Origin of the sequence: Pelagerythrobacter marensis, assembly GCF_001028625.1 — a bacterium.
Lineage (GTDB): Bacteria > Pseudomonadota > Alphaproteobacteria > Sphingomonadales > Sphingomonadaceae > Pelagerythrobacter > Pelagerythrobacter marensis.
Genome location: NZ_CP011805.1, coordinates 2,793,292 through 2,814,125, shown reverse-complemented (window position 1 = coordinate 2,814,125; position 20,834 = coordinate 2,793,292). Strand labels below are relative to the sequence as shown.

Annotated in this window: 20 protein-coding genes and 1 tRNA gene; 9 read left to right on the top strand and 12 right to left on the bottom strand. The window is 63.8% G+C overall.

Annotated features, from left to right (window positions below; genetic code table 11):
- The first annotated feature begins 85 nt into the window (after positions 1-85).
- Both AM2010_RS13265 and AM2010_RS13260 read left to right on the top strand, forming a co-directional pair.
- The gene (locus AM2010_RS13265; RefSeq protein ID WP_047807473.1) at positions 86-343 is read left to right on the top strand and encodes a hypothetical protein; all 258 of its coding nucleotides are present in this window, start codon (positions 86-88) and stop codon (positions 341-343) included.
- Between the two features lie 78 nt (positions 344-421).
- Positions 422-700 carry a hypothetical protein gene (locus tag AM2010_RS13260; RefSeq protein ID WP_047807472.1) on the top strand — a complete coding sequence of 93 codons (279 nt, stop codon included), beginning with the start codon at positions 422-424 and terminating at the stop codon, positions 698-700.
- A gap of 97 nt (positions 701-797) precedes the next feature.
- Here the strand turns inward: AM2010_RS13260 and phhA are convergent, their stop codons facing one another.
- Positions 798-1,688, bottom strand: a complete 891-nt coding sequence (phhA, locus tag AM2010_RS13255; protein WP_150115321.1) for a phenylalanine 4-monooxygenase — start codon at positions 1,686-1,688, stop codon at positions 798-800.
- Positions 1,689-1,942: 254 nt separating this feature from the next.
- Between phhA and AM2010_RS13250 the strand changes: the two genes are divergently transcribed.
- On the top strand, positions 1,943-2,692 hold the full coding sequence (locus AM2010_RS13250) for a polysaccharide lyase family 7 protein (RefSeq protein ID WP_082132933.1): 750 nt from the start codon (positions 1,943-1,945) through the stop codon (positions 2,690-2,692).
- A 160-nt stretch (positions 2,693-2,852) separates the two neighbouring features.
- On the opposite strand, the gene AM2010_RS13245 is transcribed toward AM2010_RS13250, so the two are convergent.
- The 6 genes from AM2010_RS13245 to AM2010_RS13220 form a co-directional block, all read right to left on the bottom strand.
- On the bottom strand, positions 2,853-3,704 hold the full coding sequence (locus AM2010_RS13245) for an alpha/beta hydrolase (protein ID WP_047807996.1): 852 nt from the start codon (positions 3,702-3,704) through the stop codon (positions 2,853-2,855).
- A gap of 113 nt (positions 3,705-3,817) precedes the next feature.
- Positions 3,818-6,661, bottom strand: a complete 2,844-nt coding sequence (locus AM2010_RS13240) for a TonB-dependent receptor (protein WP_236699470.1) — start codon at positions 6,659-6,661, stop codon at positions 3,818-3,820.
- Between the two features lie 297 nt (positions 6,662-6,958).
- Positions 6,959-7,034 (bottom strand) — tRNA-Lys (locus tag AM2010_RS13235).
- Between the two features lie 24 nt (positions 7,035-7,058).
- A complete protein-coding gene (gene folK / locus AM2010_RS14075) occupies positions 7,059-7,565 on the bottom strand; it encodes a 2-amino-4-hydroxy-6-hydroxymethyldihydropteridine diphosphokinase (RefSeq protein ID WP_269084053.1) in 507 nt (168 codons plus the stop codon).
- Positions 7,562-8,413: an N-carbamoylputrescine amidase gene (gene aguB / locus AM2010_RS13225; RefSeq protein WP_047807467.1), complete on the bottom strand. Its 852-nt coding sequence runs from the start codon at positions 8,411-8,413 to the stop codon at positions 7,562-7,564. The genes folK and aguB overlap by 4 nt, the downstream gene beginning before the upstream one ends.
- A gap of 43 nt (positions 8,414-8,456) precedes the next feature.
- Complete coding sequence (locus AM2010_RS13220) at positions 8,457-9,287, bottom strand: class I SAM-dependent methyltransferase (protein ID WP_047807466.1); 831 nt, start codon at positions 9,285-9,287, stop codon at positions 8,457-8,459.
- A 104-nt stretch (positions 9,288-9,391) separates the two neighbouring features.
- Between AM2010_RS13220 and msrA the strand changes: the two genes are divergently transcribed.
- From msrA to AM2010_RS13205, 3 genes are all read left to right on the top strand, one after another.
- On the top strand, positions 9,392-9,958 hold the full coding sequence (gene msrA / locus AM2010_RS13215) for a peptide-methionine (S)-S-oxide reductase MsrA (protein WP_047807465.1): 567 nt from the start codon (positions 9,392-9,394) through the stop codon (positions 9,956-9,958).
- 132 nt (positions 9,959-10,090) lie between these two features.
- Positions 10,091-10,870 (top strand): class I SAM-dependent methyltransferase, encoded by a 780-nt coding sequence (locus AM2010_RS13210; protein ID WP_047807995.1) that lies wholly within the window; start codon positions 10,091-10,093, stop codon positions 10,868-10,870.
- A 280-nt stretch (positions 10,871-11,150) separates the two neighbouring features.
- Positions 11,151-11,453, top strand: a complete 303-nt coding sequence (locus AM2010_RS13205; RefSeq protein ID WP_047807464.1) for a hypothetical protein — start codon at positions 11,151-11,153, stop codon at positions 11,451-11,453.
- Between the two features lie 35 nt (positions 11,454-11,488).
- On the opposite strand, the gene AM2010_RS13200 is transcribed toward AM2010_RS13205, so the two are convergent.
- Positions 11,489-12,733 (bottom strand): RsmB/NOP family class I SAM-dependent RNA methyltransferase, encoded by a 1,245-nt coding sequence (locus tag AM2010_RS13200; RefSeq protein ID WP_047807463.1) that lies wholly within the window; start codon positions 12,731-12,733, stop codon positions 11,489-11,491.
- A 54-nt stretch (positions 12,734-12,787) separates the two neighbouring features.
- On the opposite strand from AM2010_RS13200, the gene AM2010_RS14070 reads away from it, so the two are divergent.
- Positions 12,788-12,946 carry a DUF1674 domain-containing protein gene (locus tag AM2010_RS14070; RefSeq protein WP_082132931.1) on the top strand — a complete coding sequence of 53 codons (159 nt, stop codon included), beginning with the start codon at positions 12,788-12,790 and terminating at the stop codon, positions 12,944-12,946.
- Between the two features lie 19 nt (positions 12,947-12,965).
- Here AM2010_RS14070 and AM2010_RS13195 read toward each other — a convergent pair whose 3' ends face one another.
- From AM2010_RS13195 to AM2010_RS13180, 4 genes are read right to left on the bottom strand one after another with little or no spacing between them, the layout of a single operon-like run.
- Complete coding sequence (locus tag AM2010_RS13195; RefSeq protein ID WP_047807462.1) at positions 12,966-14,366, bottom strand: cytochrome P450; 1,401 nt, start codon at positions 14,364-14,366, stop codon at positions 12,966-12,968.
- Between the two features lie 43 nt (positions 14,367-14,409).
- Positions 14,410-15,432, bottom strand: coding sequence for a ferrochelatase (gene hemH / locus AM2010_RS13190; protein ID WP_047807461.1), 1,023 nt, complete (start codon positions 15,430-15,432; stop codon positions 14,410-14,412).
- A complete protein-coding gene (locus tag AM2010_RS13185) occupies positions 15,429-17,747 on the bottom strand; it encodes a molybdopterin cofactor-binding domain-containing protein (protein WP_047807460.1) in 2,319 nt (772 codons plus the stop codon). Before AM2010_RS13185 ends, hemH begins: the two co-directional genes overlap by 4 nt.
- A gap of 2 nt (positions 17,748-17,749) precedes the next feature.
- Entirely contained in the window at positions 17,750-18,715 is a 966-nt protein-coding gene (locus tag AM2010_RS13180) for an Mrp/NBP35 family ATP-binding protein (RefSeq protein ID WP_047807994.1), read from the bottom strand.
- Between the two features lie 103 nt (positions 18,716-18,818).
- On the opposite strand from AM2010_RS13180, the gene hflK reads away from it, so the two are divergent.
- Entirely contained in the window at positions 18,819-19,979 is a 1,161-nt protein-coding gene (gene hflK, locus AM2010_RS13175) for a protease modulator HflK (RefSeq protein ID WP_236699469.1), read from the top strand.
- Between the two features lies 1 nt (position 19,980).
- Positions 19,981-20,826: a protease modulator HflC gene (gene hflC / locus AM2010_RS13170; protein ID WP_047807459.1), complete on the top strand. Its 846-nt coding sequence runs from the start codon at positions 19,981-19,983 to the stop codon at positions 20,824-20,826.
- Positions 20,827-20,834: the final 8 nt, after the last annotated feature.

Sequence of the window (20,834 nt, the reverse complement as noted above, 5' to 3'; positions counted from 1 at the left end):
TTCTGTCTGCTTCCTGTAAATTTATGGAACGCTGCGTCGGGCGCAGGGTTCTCTGCTCATGAAGGGTCGCGGGTACTGACGAATAATGGGTTTGTTGATCTTCCTGATCGCCGGAGCGCTTATTGGCTGGTTGGCGGCAATCGTCGGCCGAATCGAAGACGGGCCGCGCATTGCGGTAAACCTGGTGGCCGGAGGCATCGGCGCGGCAATTTTCGGCACTTTCGCCAACCGCGGGTCGGTTCTCTCGGGCGCGAGTGCCATTTCCATCCCGGCGGCAGCAGGCGGGGCCCTGATTGCGATCGTTATCGTCGCACTGTTGCGGAACCAATCGTTCAGAAAGTAATATACGTAAACGCTATTCACGCCCGGTCGAGTCCCGTGTATGGCTCGGCCACCCAACAAGCAAAGGGGATTGACTGAGATGAAGAGCATTTTCAAAGGCGCGATGGTCGCGTCGGTTGCCGCCATGGGCCTCACCCTCGCCGCCTGCGATAGCGCGCAGGAAAACGCGGCTGAGGACGCCGGTGAACAGATGGCTGAAGACGTCAACGATCAGGCCGAAGCGATGGAAGACGCCGGCCAGATCACCGACGCCGAAGCCGATGCCATGACCGAAGCGGCCGAAGATCAGGCCGACGCCATGGAAGAGCAGGCCGAAGCGGCTGCCGAAGGCGAAGCTGTCGACGCGACCGCCGAATAAGCGCTCGTTACGAGGCAAAGGAAAGGCCGGCTCGGGAAATCCCCGGCCGGCCTTTTTTGTTGGCTGAGACAACGCAGGGCGCAGCCTTGCGGTCTGTTCAGACCGGGTCGGCTCCACTGCCACGCCCGCCGCGCAGCAGATATTCCTGGGTTCCGCGGTGGGCCACGTTGTCCACGTCGATTATCGCCGAATTGGCATAGGTGAACGCCGGCGGAAGATTGCGATAGAGACGGTCGAAATCGCGCTCCACCGTCTGACGGTAAAGATCTTCGAAGCTTTCGATGACGAAGTACGTCGGCTGCAGATCGCTGATCACATAATCGGTTCGCATCACGCGATCGACACTGAGCATTATGCGATTCGGGCTGCGCCCCTCCACCGCAAAGACCACCTCGGTCGGGCCTGAAAGAATACCTGCGCCGTATGCGCGCACCTCACCATGTTCGAGCATCAGCCCGAATTCCACCGTGTACCAGTAAAGCGCCCCCAGCGCCTTGAGCCGGTTGTAGCGCATCGCCTTCCACCCGGCCTTGCCGTATTCCTGCATATAGTCGGCATAGACCGGATCGGTCAGCATCGGCACGTGGCCGAACACGTCGTGGAAGACGTCAGGCTCCTGAATATAATCGAACGTTTCGCGCGTGCGGATGAAGTTGCCCGCGGGGAAGCGCCGGTTCGCCAGGTGCCAGAAGAACACGTGATCGGGGATCAGCATCGGTACCGGGACCACGCTCCACCCTGTCAGCCGGTCAAGCTCTTCCGACAGCCGACCGAAATCGGGCACACCGCCCTGCCCCAGATCGAGTTTCTCCAGACCGTTCATGAACGCACTGGCGGCGCGGCCGGGCAGAACATCCATCTGGCGCGCGAAGAGATCGTTCCAGATCGCATCGTCTTCACCGGTATATTCGGTCTGTTTCGGCTCAAGCCAGTCGTCGCCGACATGCGCCGGGCGCTTCAGCGGTGCCGTAAACACGCCCTCCGGCATTTCCGGGAGCGTGGTGAAGTCCTGTTGATCTGTCGCTGTGGTCATCATGGTTTCGTTTGTAACGACTAGCAGGTCGCTGGGTTGCTGACAAATGCTGGCTGTCTGCACAACGCAGCTTCACGCCTTGGGCTCCCTGAATCACCGCGAAGCGGTTTGACGGCGGCACACCCATCTATTAGGCATCATAATTGGCATGCCTCTTTGGTATTGCATTGTGTCATGTCAAAATAGAACAATTGGATGGGAGAATTGAGATGGGTAAGATGAAGTGGTGCGTGCTTGGTCTGGCTGCAGCAAGCTGGGCCCAGGCCACCCCGGCGATAGCGGCGTTCGCCTGCGATCAGGTACAGGACTTGTCCTCGGCACCTTATGCGGAGGCGAAATTCAAATCAGCGCTCGACCACGCCAAACTGCAATTGCCGACGTCGAGCACCTGCCTGACCAACAGCAAGGTCACCAATTACTACTACGATCCGGACAACTGGTATCTCGACAACACCAACATGCAGTTCGAGATCGATAATGGCGCTGGATCCCAGAGGAACGAACTGCGCGGGGACTCGTTCGCCGGCACGCGGACAGACATGACATTCCGCTCTCGGATGAAAGTTCAGTACGGCGGCAGCTTTTCCGATCGCTTCACGGTGGCGCAGATCTATGGGGAAACCGGAGGCCAGCCGATCTTGCGGGTGGAGTTTCTCGCCAGCCGGTCTGGGCTCAGCAATCGCTTCTGGGGAATATACCGCACCAATTCCGGACCGCTCCCATCCTACGAGTACAAGGACCTGGGTCCGGCGCCGACCGCATTTACCGAACTGAACCTAGTGTACAACGAATCCGGAACGGTGACAGCGCAACTCGGATCCAATCCCAAGCAAACCTGGTCGACCAACTTCAGTTTTTACGCGCAGTCCTCGAAGACGACCTATTTCAAGACGGGCTGCTATCTACAGGACCCGGGCGACTGTTACGTCCGCCTTTCCACCCTGACTTTCGACACCTGACAGTCATGCGGATTGGGCCAGGTCCGTCGGGTACCCCCGGCGAACCTGGCCAGCAGGACATGTCGACTGCGTGAAAGTCTGCTCACCGGAGCGCGAAGCAGCGGGGCCGAACGACCGATGCCCGCTGTTCCCGAACGCAGTCGTACGCGGCACTAACCAGCTATTCGATGATTCCACGTGAACGGACGAAACGCAGCGCCCTGGCAAAGATCTCGCTCTTGGTTGCTGCGTCGAATTTCCCATGCCCTCCGCCTGGAACCGTGAACAGTTCCACTGCGACCCCTGCCTGTTGCAGTTGCTTGACAAGGAGTGATGACTGGGAAAGCGGGACAACCTCATCCTGGTCGCCATGAACCACGAATGTCGGCGGTGTATCGCCACCTACGTATCGCGCAGGAGACATCGCCGCGTCCATCGCCTCTGCCCCGGGATAGTCGCCCACCCATCGCACGACACTGGGATGTCTGCCGGCGTTGCCGCGCTTGATCCTGGTAAGTTCGGTCGGGCCATAAAAGTCGAGGACCGCAGCAATTTCAGGCGCGCCGCGACATTCCTCGACGTCAACACCGTCGTCATCGGACAGATATCCCGCCATTAGCGCAAGGTGCCCTCCGGCAGACGTGCCATAGGCCACGATTCTCTCAGGATCGAAGGCATATTCTTCCGCCTGCTGCCCGATCCAGTGGATTGCACAGCGCGCATCCTGAACGGCCGCCGGGGCCGGCGCCTGCCCGGATAGGCGATACTGAACCGTGACGACCGAAAACCCGGCCGACAGGAATGTCCTGAACCCGCCCCAGCTTTCCGGCCGTTGGCCGCGTGCCCAGCCGCCGCCATGAAAGTAGACGACGACCGGGGCGGGCTGTTCAGAGGATCGCGGGGCGAGATAGACGTTCAGGTGCAGATCGACGCCATCCGCCGAACGATACACTACGTCCTCGTAAATCTGCGAAGGCTCGGTGGACTGCCGCGTTTCGGCCAGTGTCCTTTCAGGGGCAGTTGCGAAAGCCAACGTCGCGGCAAGCGCGACGGGGCCCATGAGAGACGGCAACGCACGGCTCGCCCTGTCCTTGGCTAAAGGAACACTGTTCGACATCATCGTTCGCCGTCTGATCATCACCCGCCTCACATCTTCACGCGCAGGCCGAGGAAGTACTTCGACCCGTAATAGTGATACTGCCGGGTGCTGCCGACCACCGGCATGTAGGTGATCTTCGGCTCGTTGAAGATGTTGAGCGCTTCGAGACGCAGCGACACCCCACGCATAAGATCGATCGATGCGCGAAGATCGAACGTCTCATTGCCAGCCACGTAGCGAAGTTGCGCATTCCCGCCCACGAAATCTTGGAAATACTGCGAACGGTAATTGTAGATACCCTGCAGGTTGACCGGCCCGATGTCGTAATAGACCTGTGCCGACAGCACGTGCTTCGAATATCCAGAGATGTTCGCCGGGGGGATAATGCCGGGTTCCACGGTTTCGGTTTCCGGGTCGTATATGTCGCCGAGCCGAACGTCGTGGGTTTCGAAATCGGAATTGGCGTAGTTGTAACTGATTTTCGTACCAAGCCCGTCAAGCGGGGCCGGTAGGAACGAGAACCGCGTCGCCGCTGTAATCTCGAGACCGTAGATGCGTGATTTGTCGTCGCTGTTGCGAGTCTGCGTGACGGGCACACTGGCGGTTTGCCCGTCGATCGTGAAATCCTCGTCGAACACGACCGGCTGGAATCCGCCGGAGAACTTCTTGTAGTACAGCGTACCAGACAGGATCGTATCGGCATTGGGATACCATTCCAGTGCCAGATCGCCGTTCCACGACATCAGCGGTTCCAGCCGTGGACTACCCGACGCCTGGATGCCACGGATTGCATCGGCCACGTCGGTGAACGCCGTCCCGTCCTCCAGTTGAATGGACCGCCCGGCCGTCAACGCGCTCGGCGCTGGCCGGGACATTGCGCGGTAAACTGCGGCGCGGACCTGAACGTCAGGGGCGACTTCGAAGATCGCATTCGCGCTCGGGAGGATGCGCGTGGTGTCGTGCTTGATCACCACATCTTCGTAATCTCCGGTTTCTTCGAGCCGGATAGTACCATCGCCATTGTCGATCACGTCCAGACCGCTGCGCAACCCACGCGAAGTGACGGCTGTGTTGACCACGCGCACGCCGAAGTTGCCACGGATCGGCATCGCGCCCAGTTCGTGCTCGTACTCGGCCATGACGTACCCGGCCCAGACATCTTCGCTCACATCGGCGTTGGCGATGCTCCGCAGATCGTCGTTGGGGCCCGGATCTTCCGTTCCGAGATACTCACGGAACAGGCAGACCGGATCGAAGGTAGCCCAGCTCGAGAACTGCTCACCCGGCGCATTGCTGAGGAAATCGCGCTGCGGGAACTGTCTCCTGCAAGCGAGGTTCACTTCACGATCAACGTCGCGATCGCCTTGTGAGAATTCTACCCGATCGGTGTGATCGGCGTAAGTCTGCTGGCTGTAGCGCACACCGGCGTGCACCGCTGAAAGGAAGCCGTCAAGTTCGTAGGTGGCGTCAAAGCGACCGGCCCAGATCGTGTTGTTCCGCTCCCGCTCGTCACGGCGCAGACGAGCGTCATCACTGAACAGCGACCAGTCGTCGAGATCGAAGCGTGGATCGATAGTGAACACCGGCGCAAAAGAATCGCGCGCGTCGTAGGTGTAAAAAACACGCTGGTTCCCGACCGGGGTCGGATTGCCATAGATATCGAGCGCGTCGGTACGCAAGCGGGTGCTGCGAACCGTGTCGAGACGGCGCGTATCCGAATAGGAAACGTCGCCCACTATCCGCAAGCGATCGGACACGTCGATAGCGATCTCCAGCCCGCCGCCAAGATACTCCTCCGTTCTTTCCTGCAGCGTGGAGGTCGATTCAAGTGAAGAGGCACCCTCCACATAACGCAGGAACCCAGCCGGATCGACTTCACGGTTCTGCAACGCCAGGGGCAGTTCGGAGAAGTTCAGATCGCTCCGATCTTCATTGATGTAGCGATCGGAATACTGCACATCGAAATTGATTTCGACCGTGGGCGAAGGTTGCCACTGAATGGCACCGAAGACCGCATCGCGTTCGTCTTCTTCACTGATCTGGCGGAACACCAGGGCGTTGGGAACGATGTAGAACGGCGTGCCGGCATTGGCTTCTGCATTTGAAACTTCCTGGCAAACGCCGGACACGGTGATCGAGTCATCGCACGCGCGCCAGGTGGAACTGCCCGCCATCGTCTCTTCGGGATTGGAAGTGCGCTGGCGTTGATAGCCAATCGAGACACCGAAATCGCCCAGATCGCCAAGCTCGAACTGGTCCACGTAGCTGACGGTTCCACGCCAGCCCATACCCCCATCGCCAACGATCCGATCCTGGTAGGGATTGTAGTTGACCTTGATCTCGCCCTGCAGCCGAGTCCGGCCAAAATCGAGCGGCCGCAGGGTGCCTAACTCGATTGTGCCGGCGACACCGCCTTCGACCAGGCTGGCCTGTTGCGATTTGTAGATCGTGATCTGGTTGATCAGTTCCGATGGAAACTGGTTGAAGTTGACCGACCGGTCGCCGCTACCGTTCGATGCTTCGCGCCCGTTGAAGGTCGCATTGCTGAGGAACGGGCCAAGGCCGCGGAGCGCGATCTCGGAGGCATCGCCCTTTTCGCGGTGGGTCGTGGCGCCGGTAATGGTCTGAATCGCCTGTCCGACCGAGATCGCCGGAATATCGCCGATGTCATCGGCCGACAGCGCGTCCACGATTGCAGTGGCCGCGCGTTTGGTTTCGATCGAATCGCGGATCGTCTGTCGAAGGCCGGAAACGACGATGACATTCTCTTCCTCGACAGCGACGTCGCCGGCCTGTTTCTCGGCCTGGCCAACGTCCTGAGCGTGAGCGGCGATCGGCAAAGCGATCGCGCAAACGGCACACCCCTGCAGCAGGCGCGATGCCAGTCCCAAGCCGGATTCGGCGCGCAAATATGCTGTGAAGATCGTCAATTTCCCCTCCCATGTTGTTCTGTTCGGCGGGGATACCGGGCCGACCTTTTATGTCAACCAATTTTTGATATTTGATATTTGATTTCTGTCATACCAATTCAACGCAGAAGAGAACTTGCCGTGCTATTCCAGGCGGTCGCTACAGCTCCGCAGACCCGAAACCGCAAGGCTCCGTTCGACTGCCAAGCCGGAGCGCAAGCTTCCACACGAACCACGCCCCCGCGCAGCTCGGACCGAGAATATGCAGCTTTTCGGAGGTGGTGAGCCCTGCTGGGTTCGAACCAGCGACCTACTGATTAAAAGTCAGTTGCTCTACCGACTGAGCTAAGGGCCCACGGACACGTTGTGTCGAGGCGGCTCACCTAGGCAGGGCGCGCGGCCGGGTCAAGCGGGCATGGAGCTGTCGCAGCGAAAGGCCAGTTTCGGGATCGCGCCAATGCGGCGCGACATCGCTTGCGGGTTCCAGCACGAATTCCCGCTCGCGAAAGGCAGGGTGGGGAATTTGCAGGTGCGGCTCCGCAAACGGACCACCGCTCCACAATATCAGATCGAGGTCCAGCACTCGCGCGCTCCATCGCTGTCCGCGGCGACGCCGGCCAAACTCACGCTCGATCGCCTGCAATGCGGCCAGGGTGTCGAGTGGCACCATGTCCGTCCCGACAACGGCGGCAGCGTTCGCATAGCGCCTGTGCGAGGGGCCGAGCGGCGCGGTGGATACTATGCGCGAGGCAGCCTCCACATCGAAGCGCGCGGTCAGGGCAGCGAAGGCGGCCTCGATCACCATGCGCGGCGATCCGTGGAAAGGATGACGCATGTTGGAACCGAGCGCGACCAGATAGCGATGACGCCCGGCGCTTAAGGTCACACGTCCTCGCAGATGCGGCCATAGAGCTGCGGCCGGCGGTCGCGGAAGAAGCCCATCCCCGCGCGGTGTCGCGCGGCGCGTGCGAGGTCGATCGTGGCGACGAGCGCCCCGCTTTCGCCGGCGCCGAATTCCTGCACCATATCGCCCCACTCGTCAGTGATGAAGCTGTGGCCGTAGAATTCCTGCCCGTCCTCGTCACCGATGCGGTTTGCGGCGATCACCGGCATGCAGTTCGACACGGCGTGGCCAAGCATGGCCCGGCGCCACATGCGGCTGGTATCGAGATCGGTGTCATAAGGTTCGGAGCCGATCGCGGTGGGATAGAACAGAAGCTCGGCCCCCATCAACGCCATGACCCGCGCGCTTTCAGGATACCACTGGTCCCAGCAAATGCCGACGCCGATACGGGTGCCAAACACGTCCCACACCTTGAACCCGTCGTTGCCCGGGCGGAAGTAATACTTCTCCTCATACCCGGGGCCGTCGGGGATATGGCTTTTGCGATATGTGCCCATGATTTCCCCATCGGGGCCGATCATCGCCAGCGTGTTGTAATAGTGATGGCCGTCACGCTCGAAGAAGCTGGTCGGGATCGCAACCTTCAGCTTGCCGGCGAGCGCCTGCATCGCGGCGACCGATGGGTGCTGCGTCGTAGGGCGGGCCAGCGCGAACAGCGCCTCGTCCTCCACCTTGCAGAAATAGGGGCCTGAAAACAGCTCGGGCGGCAGGATCACCTGCGCGCCCTCGCTCGCGGCCCGTTCCACCAGTGCGGATACGGCATCGATATTGGTCCGCTCGTCGCCCGATGACAGGTCGAGCTGCAACGCGGATACGGTGATTTCGCTCATGCCCGCCAATTACCGGCGCGCCTGCGCGAAGTCCACGCCGGGTTCAGCGCTTGCGGAACAGCAGGGTCATCCGGTCGCTTTCGCCGAGGTTCTCAAGCTCTTCACGCTTGGTCGCCAGCGTCGGCGGCATTTCCCAAACGCCCTTCGGATGATCCGCGCTGTCGTTGGGATTGGCGTTGATCTCGCTCGATCCGACCAGTTCGAAACCGAGCGCCTCGACGAAGCCGACGACATCGTCCTGCCGGAGATAGCCCTTGTTGCCATCGGTATAGTCGGCCGGTGCATCGGCCTTGGCCCGATGCTGGACGATACCGAGCATCCCATCGGGCTTGAGCAGTTCGCGCATCGCCTTCAATTCGCTGTCGGCATTGTTCCAGCGCATCATGTTATGCAGCATGCGGATCACCAGCACGCGATCGAAAGTACCATTCTCCTCCTCGGGGACGGTATCGAGCGTGAACCCGGCGAAACTTGCTTCCGGCTTCCCGGTCCAGCCCGCAGCCTTGGCCGGAAAATCGGCGGCGCTCTTGCGCATGTTGGCCTGGGCATCGGCATCGAAAGGGCCGGAGTCCGGGGTGAAATAGAGACCGGTCAACTGGCCCGTATCACCCAGATAGTTGCCCAGCACGCGCGAGTACCACCCGCCGCCGGAAACGAATTCACCGACCTTCATGTCCGGAGCGATTTCGAAGAACGCGAGCGTTTCCGCAGGATGGCGGAATTCATCCCGCGCGCGGTCGTCATCACGATTTGCGTCGGCAATAGCGTGTTCGATCGCTGCGCTATGTTCGCTGCCGCCCTGGTCCTGCGCCAGACCTGGAACGGCGAGCGTGGAAACGGCAAGCGAAGCGGCGGCGGCAAGCAGGTAACGCATGGGATTCTCTCCATCGGCGGCAGGCCAGCCACTCTACGCCGCCCGCCGCCGATGACAAGCACGACCGCGCTTCCTATCTCCGCAGGCAAAGGAGAATGGCGACTATGGCGAATAACGAACAGGCGATCGTTGCCGGCGGCTGTTTCTGGTGCACGGAAGCGGTCTTTCGCGACGTGATCGGGGTCGAGACGGTGGAAAGCGGATATATCGGCGGCACGGTGCCAAACCCGACCTACAAGCAGGTTTGCGGCGGAGAGACCGGCCATGCCGAAGCGATACGCCTGACTTACGACCCCGAAGCGATCTCGCTGGCGGAAATCTATGACGTCTTCCTCGGCACTCACGATCCGACGCAGTTGAACCGGCAGGGGAACGACGTCGGTACGCAATATCGCAGCGCAATCTTCCCGCTCGACGATGCCCAGAACGCGCAAGCCAAAGCCGCGATCGCGCGCTGGAACGCAGAACACGAAGGCCAGCAGGCGGTGACCACCATAGAGGGCCTGTCGCAGGGGCGGCAGACTGCCGATTGGTACCCAGCCGAAGACTATCATCAGGAATACTGGGAAGGCGAAGGCCAGCGGAACCCCTATTGCCTGGCCGTGATTCCGCCCAAGCTGATGAAGTTGCGCAAGAGCTTCGCCGCCAAGCTCAAGGACGGCAAGGCCTGACCGACCGGCAGGTCGACAGAACCCCCACACCGACAACCGGCATTCCGAGCTTTTCCCGGGCGGCAGCCAATTGCATCGCTTGCCCTATCACGATACATGCAATGTTACGTGATTCGAAGGAAAGAGATCGAGATGCAGAAGTACGAAGATCCAGCCCACTGGAACGATGCCGCGCAGCAATACGAAAAGACCGCCCACCCCTTTACCGCGCTATATGCCGAAACGGCGCTCGCCCGCGTGCCACTGGGGCCAGACAGCCGCGTGCTGGATGTCGCAGCGGGCACCGGCGCGCTGGCGCTCGCCGCGGCGCGGACAGGCGCGCAGGTGCTGGCGACCGACTTCTCGCCCGGAATGGTCGCTGCCATCGCCGCCAAGGCGCTGCCCAATGTCGATACGGCGGTTATGGACGGGCAGGAACTTGCTCTCCCCGACAGCACTTTCGATGCGGTCTTCTCGATCTTCGGGGTCATGATGTTCCCCGACTGGCGGAAGGGACTGGCAGAGATGGCGCGGGTGACCCGCCCCGGTGGCACGGGCGTCGTGGCGACCTGGGAAGACACCGGAGCAGCCACGTTCCTGCTGTGCCGCCAGGTATGCCGCACGCTGTTCCCCGACCGCGAGCCGATGCCGATGCCCGCGGGCCTGCAGGTCCTGAACGATCCGGACGACTTTACCCGAGAGATGATTGCCGCCGGCTATACCGACGTCACGATCGAGAAGATCACGCACGATTTCACCCTTGAGGTCGCCGCGCTGGACGCGCCCGAAAAGCTGTTCGGCATGTCGCCCGACTGGGCCGCGCTGAACGATAGCGAACAGGCTGCCGTGGTTGCTGAGATCCGGCGCATGGCGGATGGCCGCGAGACCTTGCCGGTGCCTTCAACTGCCCTGGTTGCGGTGGCGCGACGCTAGTCACCTAAGACCACCACCGTCACCGGAAAGCCCGTCGCGCCAATCGTGGCGAGGCGGACTTTTCCTATGCAAGCTCTTCGAATGGAACGATTTCCTCGCTCGTTCGCTGGGCCTGCGTAAACGGCGGGTCGTTGCTTGTGACGGGGCAGTTTGAAGGACGTAGAAATGTCGAAAGGCGACAGGAGCAGCTACACGAAAGCGCACGCAAGGGCAGTCACAAGAGCCGCTGACTGAAACACCCGTCCACCCGAAACGAGATCCTCCCCAGAGGAGGGGGAGAATGACGACATACAAGCTGATTTACGAAGACGATCGCCACGGCGTAGCCAAACGAATCGAGTTCGAGGCAGCAAATGCCACCGGTGCTCTCAAGATCGCGGGCCGGGAAGCGCAAGGCCGCTGGGCCCAGCTGTTCGAAGGCGAACGGTTCGTCTGCCGGATCGAACGGATCGATCCCGATGGGGCGAACATCTGGATCGTCGCTCCGCAGAGCGGAATGCGCGGAAGCGACCCAGCGCCCGGTACGGTCACGAAGGGCGCAGTGGTGGAAGAACGCCCTGCCATTCCAGGCACCCGGCAGTAGTCAATGGCGGACGAGGCGCGGGATGGCGCGGTGCCTCAATCGCGGTCCGGCCCACGCCAGCGCGCGATGAAGAACCCGTCGAGCCCGCCGTCGTCCGCCAGCATGCCCGGATCGGTCCGCAGCCAACCGTCAGGCCGGGGATCGAGGCCGGCAGGCAAGGCGCTCCGTTCTATCGGCTCGGGCCGGAGGGGGACGGCCTTCGCCTGCTCCTCGCCCTCCTCCCGCTCCAGAGAACAGGTGGCATAGACCAGCGTACCGCCCGGCTTGAGCCAGTTGGTCGCCCGCGCCAGCAAGGCAGCCTGAAGCTCCGCCATTTCGGCGATCTGGCGCGCGCCGATGCGGTGCAGCACTTCGGGATGGCGCCGGACAGTGCCGGTTGCGGTACAGGGCGCGTCGAGCAGGATTGCGTCGAACCGATGCTTCGGCTCCCATTCCAGCGCATCCGCCCGAACCACGCCCGCTTCCAATCCAGTGCGCTTCAGGTTTTCGCGCAGGCGCTCCAGCCGCCGCTTCGAAATATCGAGCGCGGTGACGCGCCAGCCTGCCGCCGCGAGCTGGAGCGTCTTGCCACCGGGCGCGGCGCACAAGTCCAGCACATGCCGTCCCTCGCCCGTGCCGAGCAATCGCGCCGGGAGCGAGGCAGCGAAATCCTGGACCCACCACGCGCCGTCCGAAAATCCGGCGAGCTTTTCGACCGGGGCTCCGCGCGGCAGGCGAAGATGGCCAGGCATGAAACTGTCGGCGCCCAGTTGCACCTTCCAGTGTTCGGTCCGATCGGGATCGCGCAAGGTCAGATCCAGCGGCGGCGGTTCGGCCATCCCGCGCGCGATCGCCGGGGCTCGGTCGCCCCATCGGTCAGCCGCAGTCTCCGGCACCGTCGGCGCATCGGGCAGCTTCGCGTCCTGCCGCGAGAGTGTGGAGAAAACCCCGTGGGCCAACCGGCGCGGCCCGCCCGCCAGCAGCGGCAACGCGGTCGCGATCACGGCATGGGGCGGCGTGCCCAGGCGCAGCCACTGGGCCAGCATCAGGCGCAGGACGGCGCGCGGCTTCGCATCGGGCGGCAGGGGCTGCCGGGTCGCGCTGTCGATCAGCGCGTCGAAATCGACCAGCCAGCGCAAGGCTTCGCTCGCGATCGCGCGGGCCAGCGCCCTGTCTTCGGGCCGGCGAACGTCCCCGGTTGCACCGGCAAAGGCCTGATCGAGCGTTTCGCCCCGGCGCAATGCGGCGTCGAGCAGACGGAGCGCGGCGCGGCGCGCGTGAATTCCGGGGGGCTGGGCCATCCGCGCGCCCTAGCTGCGCTTGCAACCGCGCGCCAGTGCGCGCATTCTGGGGCAATGACCAAGCGTGCGACCGAACGACCCCAGGAATTCAGCAAACCGGCACACTGGAGCAACGATCCCGTGCCCAAACCGCGCCCTGCGGAGAACCCGGAAACGCTCAGCCCCACCCGTTACGGCGACTGGGTGAAGGACGGCATAGCCATCGACTTCTGAGCCCGCCGGCCCAGATCCGTCATAGAGGGCGGAAGGTCACCTTCAGCCCATCTTTCGGCCGCGGTATCGGCCATGCCTGCCAATCCGGGGAATATCCCGCTTCGGTCACGATCTCATATCGCGTCAGCAGCTGCGCCATCAGGATCTTGACCTGCATATAAGCGAAATGAAGGCCAAGGCACATGTGCGCGCCCCCGCCGAAGGGGACCCACGCATATTTGTGGCGCGCCTTCACCTGGTCCGGCGTGAAACGCATCGGATCGAAGCGCTCGGGATCGGGCCAGTGTTCTTCCATGTGGTGGACATATTGCGCATTGATGCCAACCGGCGCGCCCGCGGGAATGCGATAGCCGCCGAACTCGAACGCGCGCAGGGCCCGGCGCGGCGTGGAGGGCACCGGCGGGATCATCCGTAGCGCTTCCTTGAACGCCATCTCGGTCAGCTCAAACTTGCCCAGATCATCGTAATCGACGTCTCCGCCGCCGCCCGTGAGGGCGACGATTTCGGCACGCAGGCGTTCCTGCCATTCGGGATGCCGCGCCAGCATCTGGACCAGCGTGGTGGCGGAGGAGGTGATCGTGTCGTGCGCCGCCATCATCAGGAAATTCATGTGGTCGACAACTTCGTCGACCGGCAACAGGGTATCATCCTCGCGCGTGGCAGTGGCGAACTGGCTGAACATGTCCTGCCCGCCCCCCTCTGCCCGCCTGCGGTGGGTTTCGCGCGTAAAGTATTCGACCAGGAATTCGCGCCCTGTCACCCCCTTGCGCATCAGCGTGAAAGGCAAAGGCCTGCGAACCGGCGCGACGGAGGCCTGGACCATATCGACGAATGCCTCGTTGATCCGGTCCGCTTCCGGGCCCCAGGGTATGCCGATGAAACTGTCCGCCGCCAGATCGAGCGTGAGCGCCTTGATCGCCGGATAGAACTGCATCGGCGCGCCGCCCCAGTTCTTCACCGATTGCGCGATCCCGCGATTGAGGCTTCCGGCATAATGCCGCATCGGCCCCGGCTTGAACGCAATCGACAACGCGCGGCGGTCGGCGCGATGATGGTCGAAGTCCATCAGCATCAGCCCGCGCGGGAACAGCCGGTCGAGAATGGGGCCCCAGCCCTGTTCGCTGGAAAACAGCTTCTCCCGGTCGAACAGAACCAGCTCGTTCGCATCGGCCCCGACCAGGGCAATGTTCCAGCCGCCGAAGGCCTTGTTGCGGTAAACCGGCCCGTAAGTTTCCACCATGCGCCGGGTGAAGGCGTGGGGATCGGCCAACATGCGGAAGGTGTTGCCAACGAAGGGCAGACCGCCTTCGCCAGGAATGTGAGCGAGATCCGCCTCCGTCAAAGTCCTTTCGCGCCAATGGCGCGGCGGCGGCGCCGGCTGGGCGGTGCCGGGCGTGCTTTCCTGTGCAAGCGTGGCCATGCTCGATTCTCCCTACTTACCCAAGTGTAAGTAGTTCGCGACGCTAAATCCACCCCGCAAGTTCGCGCCGTACGATAGTCTCCAGCATTGCCATGCCCGGCGCACGCGCATTGAGGCAGGCGAGCGTGGCGAACTGCTTTCCGCCCGCCTCCAGAAACTGCTCCCGCCCACGGATCGCCAGTTCCTCCAGCGTTTCGAGGCAGTCGGCGGAAAATCCCGGCGCGGCAATGGCCAGCCGCTGCGTTCCGCCTTTTGCTTCGGCCTCCAGCACCGCGTCGGTTGCCGGTTCCAGCCACTTCGCCCGGCCGAACCGGCTCTGGAACGTGGTCTCGATCCGCAAGTTCGCGCGCCCCAGCGCCTCCGCCACCAGGCGCGCGGTCTTACGGCAGTGGCAGTGGTAGGGATCGCCCAGGCGCAGCGTCCGTTCCGGCATCCCGTGAAAACTGAGCAGCAGCACCTCGGGCACGAAATCGAGCGCGTCGATCTGCTCGCCGACATCGCGCGCAAGAGCAGCGATGTAGTGCGGATCGTCGTGATAGGGCGGCAACGTCCGCAGGCTGGGTTGCCAACGCATTGTCCGCAGCTTGTCCGCAGCCTTATCCACAACCGTTGCCGTCGTCGCTGCGCAGTATTGCGGATAGAGCGGGGCCAGCAGGATGCGTTCGCACCCCGCATCCATCAGGGCTTGCAGTTCATCCCCGATAGCAGGGGTGCCGTAACGCATGGCCCAGCGCACCTGCGCCGCATCGCCAAGGCGATCCTGCAGGCCGGCAGCCTGCTCCGCGGTGATCGCGGCAAGCGGCGATCCGGCATCGGTCCACACCTGACGATAGGCGTGCGCGCTTTGCTTCGGGCGCGTTGTCAGAATCGCGCCGCGCAATATCGGCTGCCACAGCAGACGCGGCAGTTCGACCACGCGGCGATCGGACAGGAATTCTGCGAGGTAGCGGCGCACGGCGGGCGGGTCGGGCGCATCGGGAGTGCCCAGGTTGACGAGCAGGACGCCAATGCCCCCGCTTTCGACCGGCACGTGATCGCGCGGCACCTTCTGTTCTGTCCAGGTCACAAACCACCCGATAGCAGGGGAAGGCTCCGCAGGCGAAGCCCCGTTGCCGAATGAAGAGCGTTGGCAATCGCCGGGGCCGCGACCGCGACGCCCAGTTCGCCCGGATCGAACGGTGGCGCACCGCTGTCGACGAAATCGACCGTAATGTCCGGCGCATTGGCCAAAGTGGGCAGGTTCATGTCGGCCAGCCGCGATTGGTCGGGCACCCCCTGACGATAGGATACCGCCGCGCCCAGCGCCTGGGCCATGCCGAAAACCAGCCCGCCCTCTATCTGCTGACGGGCAATGTCGAGATTGACGATCCGCCCGATGTCGACGCAGGCGGCAAGCCGTGACACCCGCACGCCGCCTTCCTCCTGCCGGGCCATGGCGATACAGGCGATCCGCCCGCCAGCAGCGCCGTCACCATCGCCAGCAGCCACGGCCTCCATGCGATGGCACGCCAGCCCTTTGCCGCTCTGCGCTTGCCCGCCGTCCCATTCCGCAAGGCGCGCGGCGCGCTGAAGGCATTCGGCCATGCGCGGATCGCCGCCGAGCATCTCCATCCGGTAGGACAGCGGTTCGCGGCCATTGCGATGGGCCAGCTCGTCGATGAAACTTTCGATGAAGAACGCGGTATAGCCATGCGCATTGGCGCGCAGGCGACCGCTCGGCATCCCGGTATCGGCCGGGACGTGTTCGACGGTGGCGTGGGGAATGTCGTAGAGCGGCATCGCGCCTGCCACCGCCATCGGATCGCTTTCGCCCGAACTGTTGGCCAGCGCGGCGGGCGCGGTCTGGTTGTCGAACAGCCGCCGGCCGAATTCGCGCCCGGTCGGCTGCACCGCTATCCGGGCCTTGAGACCGGCAATCCGCCCCTCCCCTTCCGGCGCGAGCCGCGCGGAAACGATTGCGGCGACAGGCGCGCGGGGGCGCCCGGCAAGCTGTTCTTCCCATCGCGACCAGACGAGCTGGACCGGGCGCGACTGCTCCCGCCCCACTTCGCGCGCGATCAGCGCCGCCTCAATCGCATGATCGTATTCCAAACGGCGATCGAAGCTGCCGCCTGCCGCGATCGGGTAGAAGATCACATTCGCGACCGAAATCCCCAGCGCATCGGCGGCGGCACGGCGCGCGCCCTCCGGCGCCTGGCTGGCCATCCACAATTCCAGCCGTCCATCGGCAAAGCGAGCGGTGACGCTGGCGGTTTCGGGCGTGACATGAGCAGCGGGGGCGACGTTGTAGCGCAGGGCAAGGTCCGGGCCAGAACCGGGCTCCGTCCCCCACTCCACCCCATCGCCGCGCACCGCAACGGCTTGCCCATCGCCGCGCCGCACAGCCGCGTCCAGCCGTTCGTCGATCGTGGTCGTTTCCAGCGCGCCGGTCACGCGGAAACGCGGCTTCATCGCCGTCAGCGCGCGGTCGGCGGCCCACCAGTTCGTGGCCACGGCGGCGAGCCAGCGCTTGCCCTCGATCACCTGGACCAGTTCGCCGATACGGGCGACCCCCTCCGGATCGAAATCGGTCAGCTCCGTCACACCTGCCGGCCCGTGCTTGATCGCGGCATAGAGCATGTCCGGCAGGCGCACGTCCCCCGCGAACAGGAACGTGCCATCGACTTTGGTCGGCAGATCGAGCCTGGGGAACGAACCGGGCGCTTCGGCCTCGCCTTGGATCGGTGTTTCCGCAGGGGCCTGCGCACGCAGAGGCGGTGGGTCGGGCGCGGTCAGCTCCGCCGCCTCCGCCGCGAGTGCGGCGAAGCTCAGCCGCTTCCCGTCATGCAGCACGAACCCGGCATGGGCATCGCATTCCTCCCATGCCACGCCCCAGCGCCTCGCCGCTGCCATGCACAGGACCGAGCGCGCCGCGGCGGCGGCTTCGCGGCAGGGGGTTTCGTAAGCGGCTAGTGTCGTGCCGTTCGCCGTAACGGCGAAGCGGTTCGCCTCCGCAAATCGTCGCGCGAAAATGTCGTCGGGCCCATCGGCCAGATCCGGGAAAGCGGGCATCCACAGCGGTGCCCATTCCGCCGCCAGCGGTACATTGGCATAGGCTCCGCTGACAGGCGCCGGTTCGACCGCGACCTGTCGCCAGTCGGCCCCCAGTTCCTGCGCAACGACTTGCGGCAGGATCGTCGTCGCCCCTTGCCCCATTTCCAGCTGGGGCACGGCAATCGTGATGACGCCATCCTGCGCGATCTTGAGCCAGGCACCGAATGCATGTTCGCCGCGACCGGGCGGAAGTGGATCGGCAAAGGTGCGCGGGCGCAGCGTCCACGCGGCGACGAGGCCGCCGCCCACCGCGGCGCCGATCAGCACCCCGCGGCGGCTGATCGGCACTGTCAGGCTGCCCCTTCTGCCAGACGCTGCGCCAACCGATCGGCGATCGCGCGGAAGGCATCGCCCTGCCCGCCTTCGCTTGCAGCCGGCGGTGCACCGGCATCGCTCGCTTCCCGAATGGTCAGCGCGAGCGGGATCCGGCCGAGGAACGGTATGCCCTTGCTCTCCGCCTCAGCCTCCGCACCCCCGCTGCCGAACGGGTCGCTCGTCTCGCCGCAATGGGGGCAGACATAACCGGCCATATTTTCGACCAGGCCCAACACCGGGACGCCGCCTGCCTCGAACATCTGCATGGCGCGGGTCGCGTCGATCAGGGCAAGGTCCTGGGGCGTCGAAACGATCACCGCGCCAGCGGGCTTGAACTTCTGCAGCATGGTGATCTGCACGTCGCCCGTGCCCGGCGGCAGGTCCACCAGCAGCAGATCCGTATCGCCCCAGTTCGCATCGATCAGCTGGCCCAGCGCACGCCCCGCCATCGGGCCGCGCCAGGTAATTGCTCGCCCGGGATCGACCAGATGCCCCATCGACAGCACGGGCACGCCCCATTTGCTTGCGACCGGCACCAGTTTGTCGCCTTCGGCCACAGGGCGCTCGCTTTCATTGTCGAGCAGGCGCGGCTGCGAAGGGCCGTAGATATCGGCATCGACGATCCCGACCTTGTGCCCGGCACGCGCCAGCGCAACCGCCAGGTTGGCCGTCAGCGTGGATTTGCCCACCCCGCCCTTGCCCGAACCGATTGCGACGATCCGGCGCTGCGGCCGGTCCGCAATCGTGGCGACCCGGACTTCGCGAACCCCCTCGGCCTGGGCCAGGGTATCCCGGGTGGCGCTTTCCAGGCTTTCGCGCGCAGCGGCGTCGAGCCCACTCGCGTCGAGGATGGCGGTCACCTTGCCCTCCGCCACTTTCAGCGATTGAACCCGCGCGGCAATCGGCGCGGGCAGGCGGGATCTAAGCTCCTCTTCGGTCATCGCGCAGATCCCTAGAGTATGATTGGCGGCGGCGGAAGCATCGCCGGTGAGATTCCCGCCGCTGCCCCTGTTTTTCCCGGCATTGCCACCTATAAAGGATGGCATGAACATGATGGGCGGATTTCAAAAACGCATTGCGCTGGCGATGGCCGGCAAGAGCCCCTGGGGCGGCAAACCGGGGGGCGGATCGGGCGGAGAAGGGGGCGATGGCCCTGCCGACGACCCGCCGGCGGGCGATCCGCCGCGCGGGCCGCGCAATCCCTGGCTGCCTGGCGGCGGGGACGGGCCGCGCCGTTCCGCCAATATTGAAGATATCTTCAAGCACCGCGGGCCGGAAGGTCCGCGACGCGGCGGCGGCGGGCCACGTTTCCGCCTGCCCGATGGGCCGGGTGGGCGCAGCTGGTTCCCCCTGGCGATTGCCGCGATCGCCGCGCTGTGGCTGTTCGCCACCAGCGTTCATCAGGTCGCCCCCCGCGAGCAGGGCGTCGTAACCTGGCTCGGCGGCAAATATTCGCGCACGCTTTCGCCTGGGCTGAACTTCACGTTCCCCTGGCCGGTACAGGTCGTTGAGATCGAAAACGTCAGCCAGATCCGTTCGGAAAGCATTCCCGGAACGAACGAGGAAAAGCTGATCCTTACCGGCGACCAGAACCTGGTCGACCTGTCCTATCTCATCCGCTGGAACATCAAGGATCTGAAGCAGTTCAAGTTCCAGCTCGCCGATCCCGAAGAAACCATTCGCGAAGTGGCGGAAGCCGCCATGCGCGCATCGGTGGCGGAACAGGATCTGGACGCCGTTCTTTCGGGCGAAGGCCGCGCCGAAATCGAAGAGCGCGTGCGCACCCGGATGCAATCGATCCTCGATGCCTATCGCGCCGGCGTTGCTGTCCAGGGGATCGAGGTCGAGAAGACCGATCCGCCGACCGAAGTGGTTGAAGCGTTCAAGGACGTTTCAGCCGCGCAGCAGGATGCCGAAACCGCCGTCAACAGCGCCCGCGCCTATGCCCAGCGGATGCTGGCCCGCGCGCAGGGTGATGCGGCGGCGTTCGACAAGATTTACGAAGAATACCGGATGGCGCCCGAGGTGACGCGCCGGCGGCTCTATTATGAAACCATGGAAAGCGTTCTGAGCAAGACCGACAAGACGATCCTGGAAGCCGACGGCGTGACCCCATATCTCCCGCTGCCGGAAGTGCGCCGCCGCGCGCAGGCTGCCGGTGCCGGCGCTCCGCCCGCAGTGGTCAACACGCCGGAGGGGCAGTGACATGAACCAGATCTGGAACAATCACAAAGGCAGCGTGATCGCCGTCGGGGTGGCGCTGCTCGCGCTTCTGGCCTCGCTCGTCATCGTGCCCGAAACGCATCAGGCGGTCATCATCCAGGGCGGCCGCCCGGATCGGGTGGCAAATCAGTTCAAATCCGATGCGGCCTATGGCCAGACCGGTGCCGGGATCGTCTTCCGCGTGCCCGGATACGAGCGGGTTCAGATGGTCGACAAACGCGTGCTCGACCTGGACATGGATCGCCAGCAGGTGCTTTCCAGCGATCAGCAGCGCCTTCAGGTCGATGCCTATGCCCGGTTCCGCATCATCAACCCCGTGCTGATGGTCGAAAACGCCGGCTCGGAGGAGATTCTGCGGACGCAGCTGTCGCCGATCCTGACTTCCGTACTGCGTCAGGAACTGGGCCGCCGGCCGTTCGCGTCATTGCTGACGGCGGAACGCGGCAGCGCAATGGCCAATATCCGCGACGCTCTCGACCGCGAGGCGCGCAACTATGGTGCCCAGGTGATCGACGTGCGGATCAAGCGGGCCGACTTGCCCGACGGCACCCCGCTTAACGCCGCCTTCACGCGGATGCAGACCGACCGGCAGGAAGAAGCGGCAACCATCCGTGCGCAGGGCGACAAGAACGCCCAGATCATCCGGGCTGAGGCCGATGCCGAAGCTGCCGCGACATATGCTGCCGCCTATGGCAAGGATCCGCAGTTCTACGACTTCTATCGTGCGATGGAGAGTTACCGCCGCACGTTCGAACAGGGCGAGGGCGAGAGCACGATGATCCTGTCGCCGGACAACGAATATCTGCGGCAGTTCCGCGGCCAGCGTTGATCCTATTC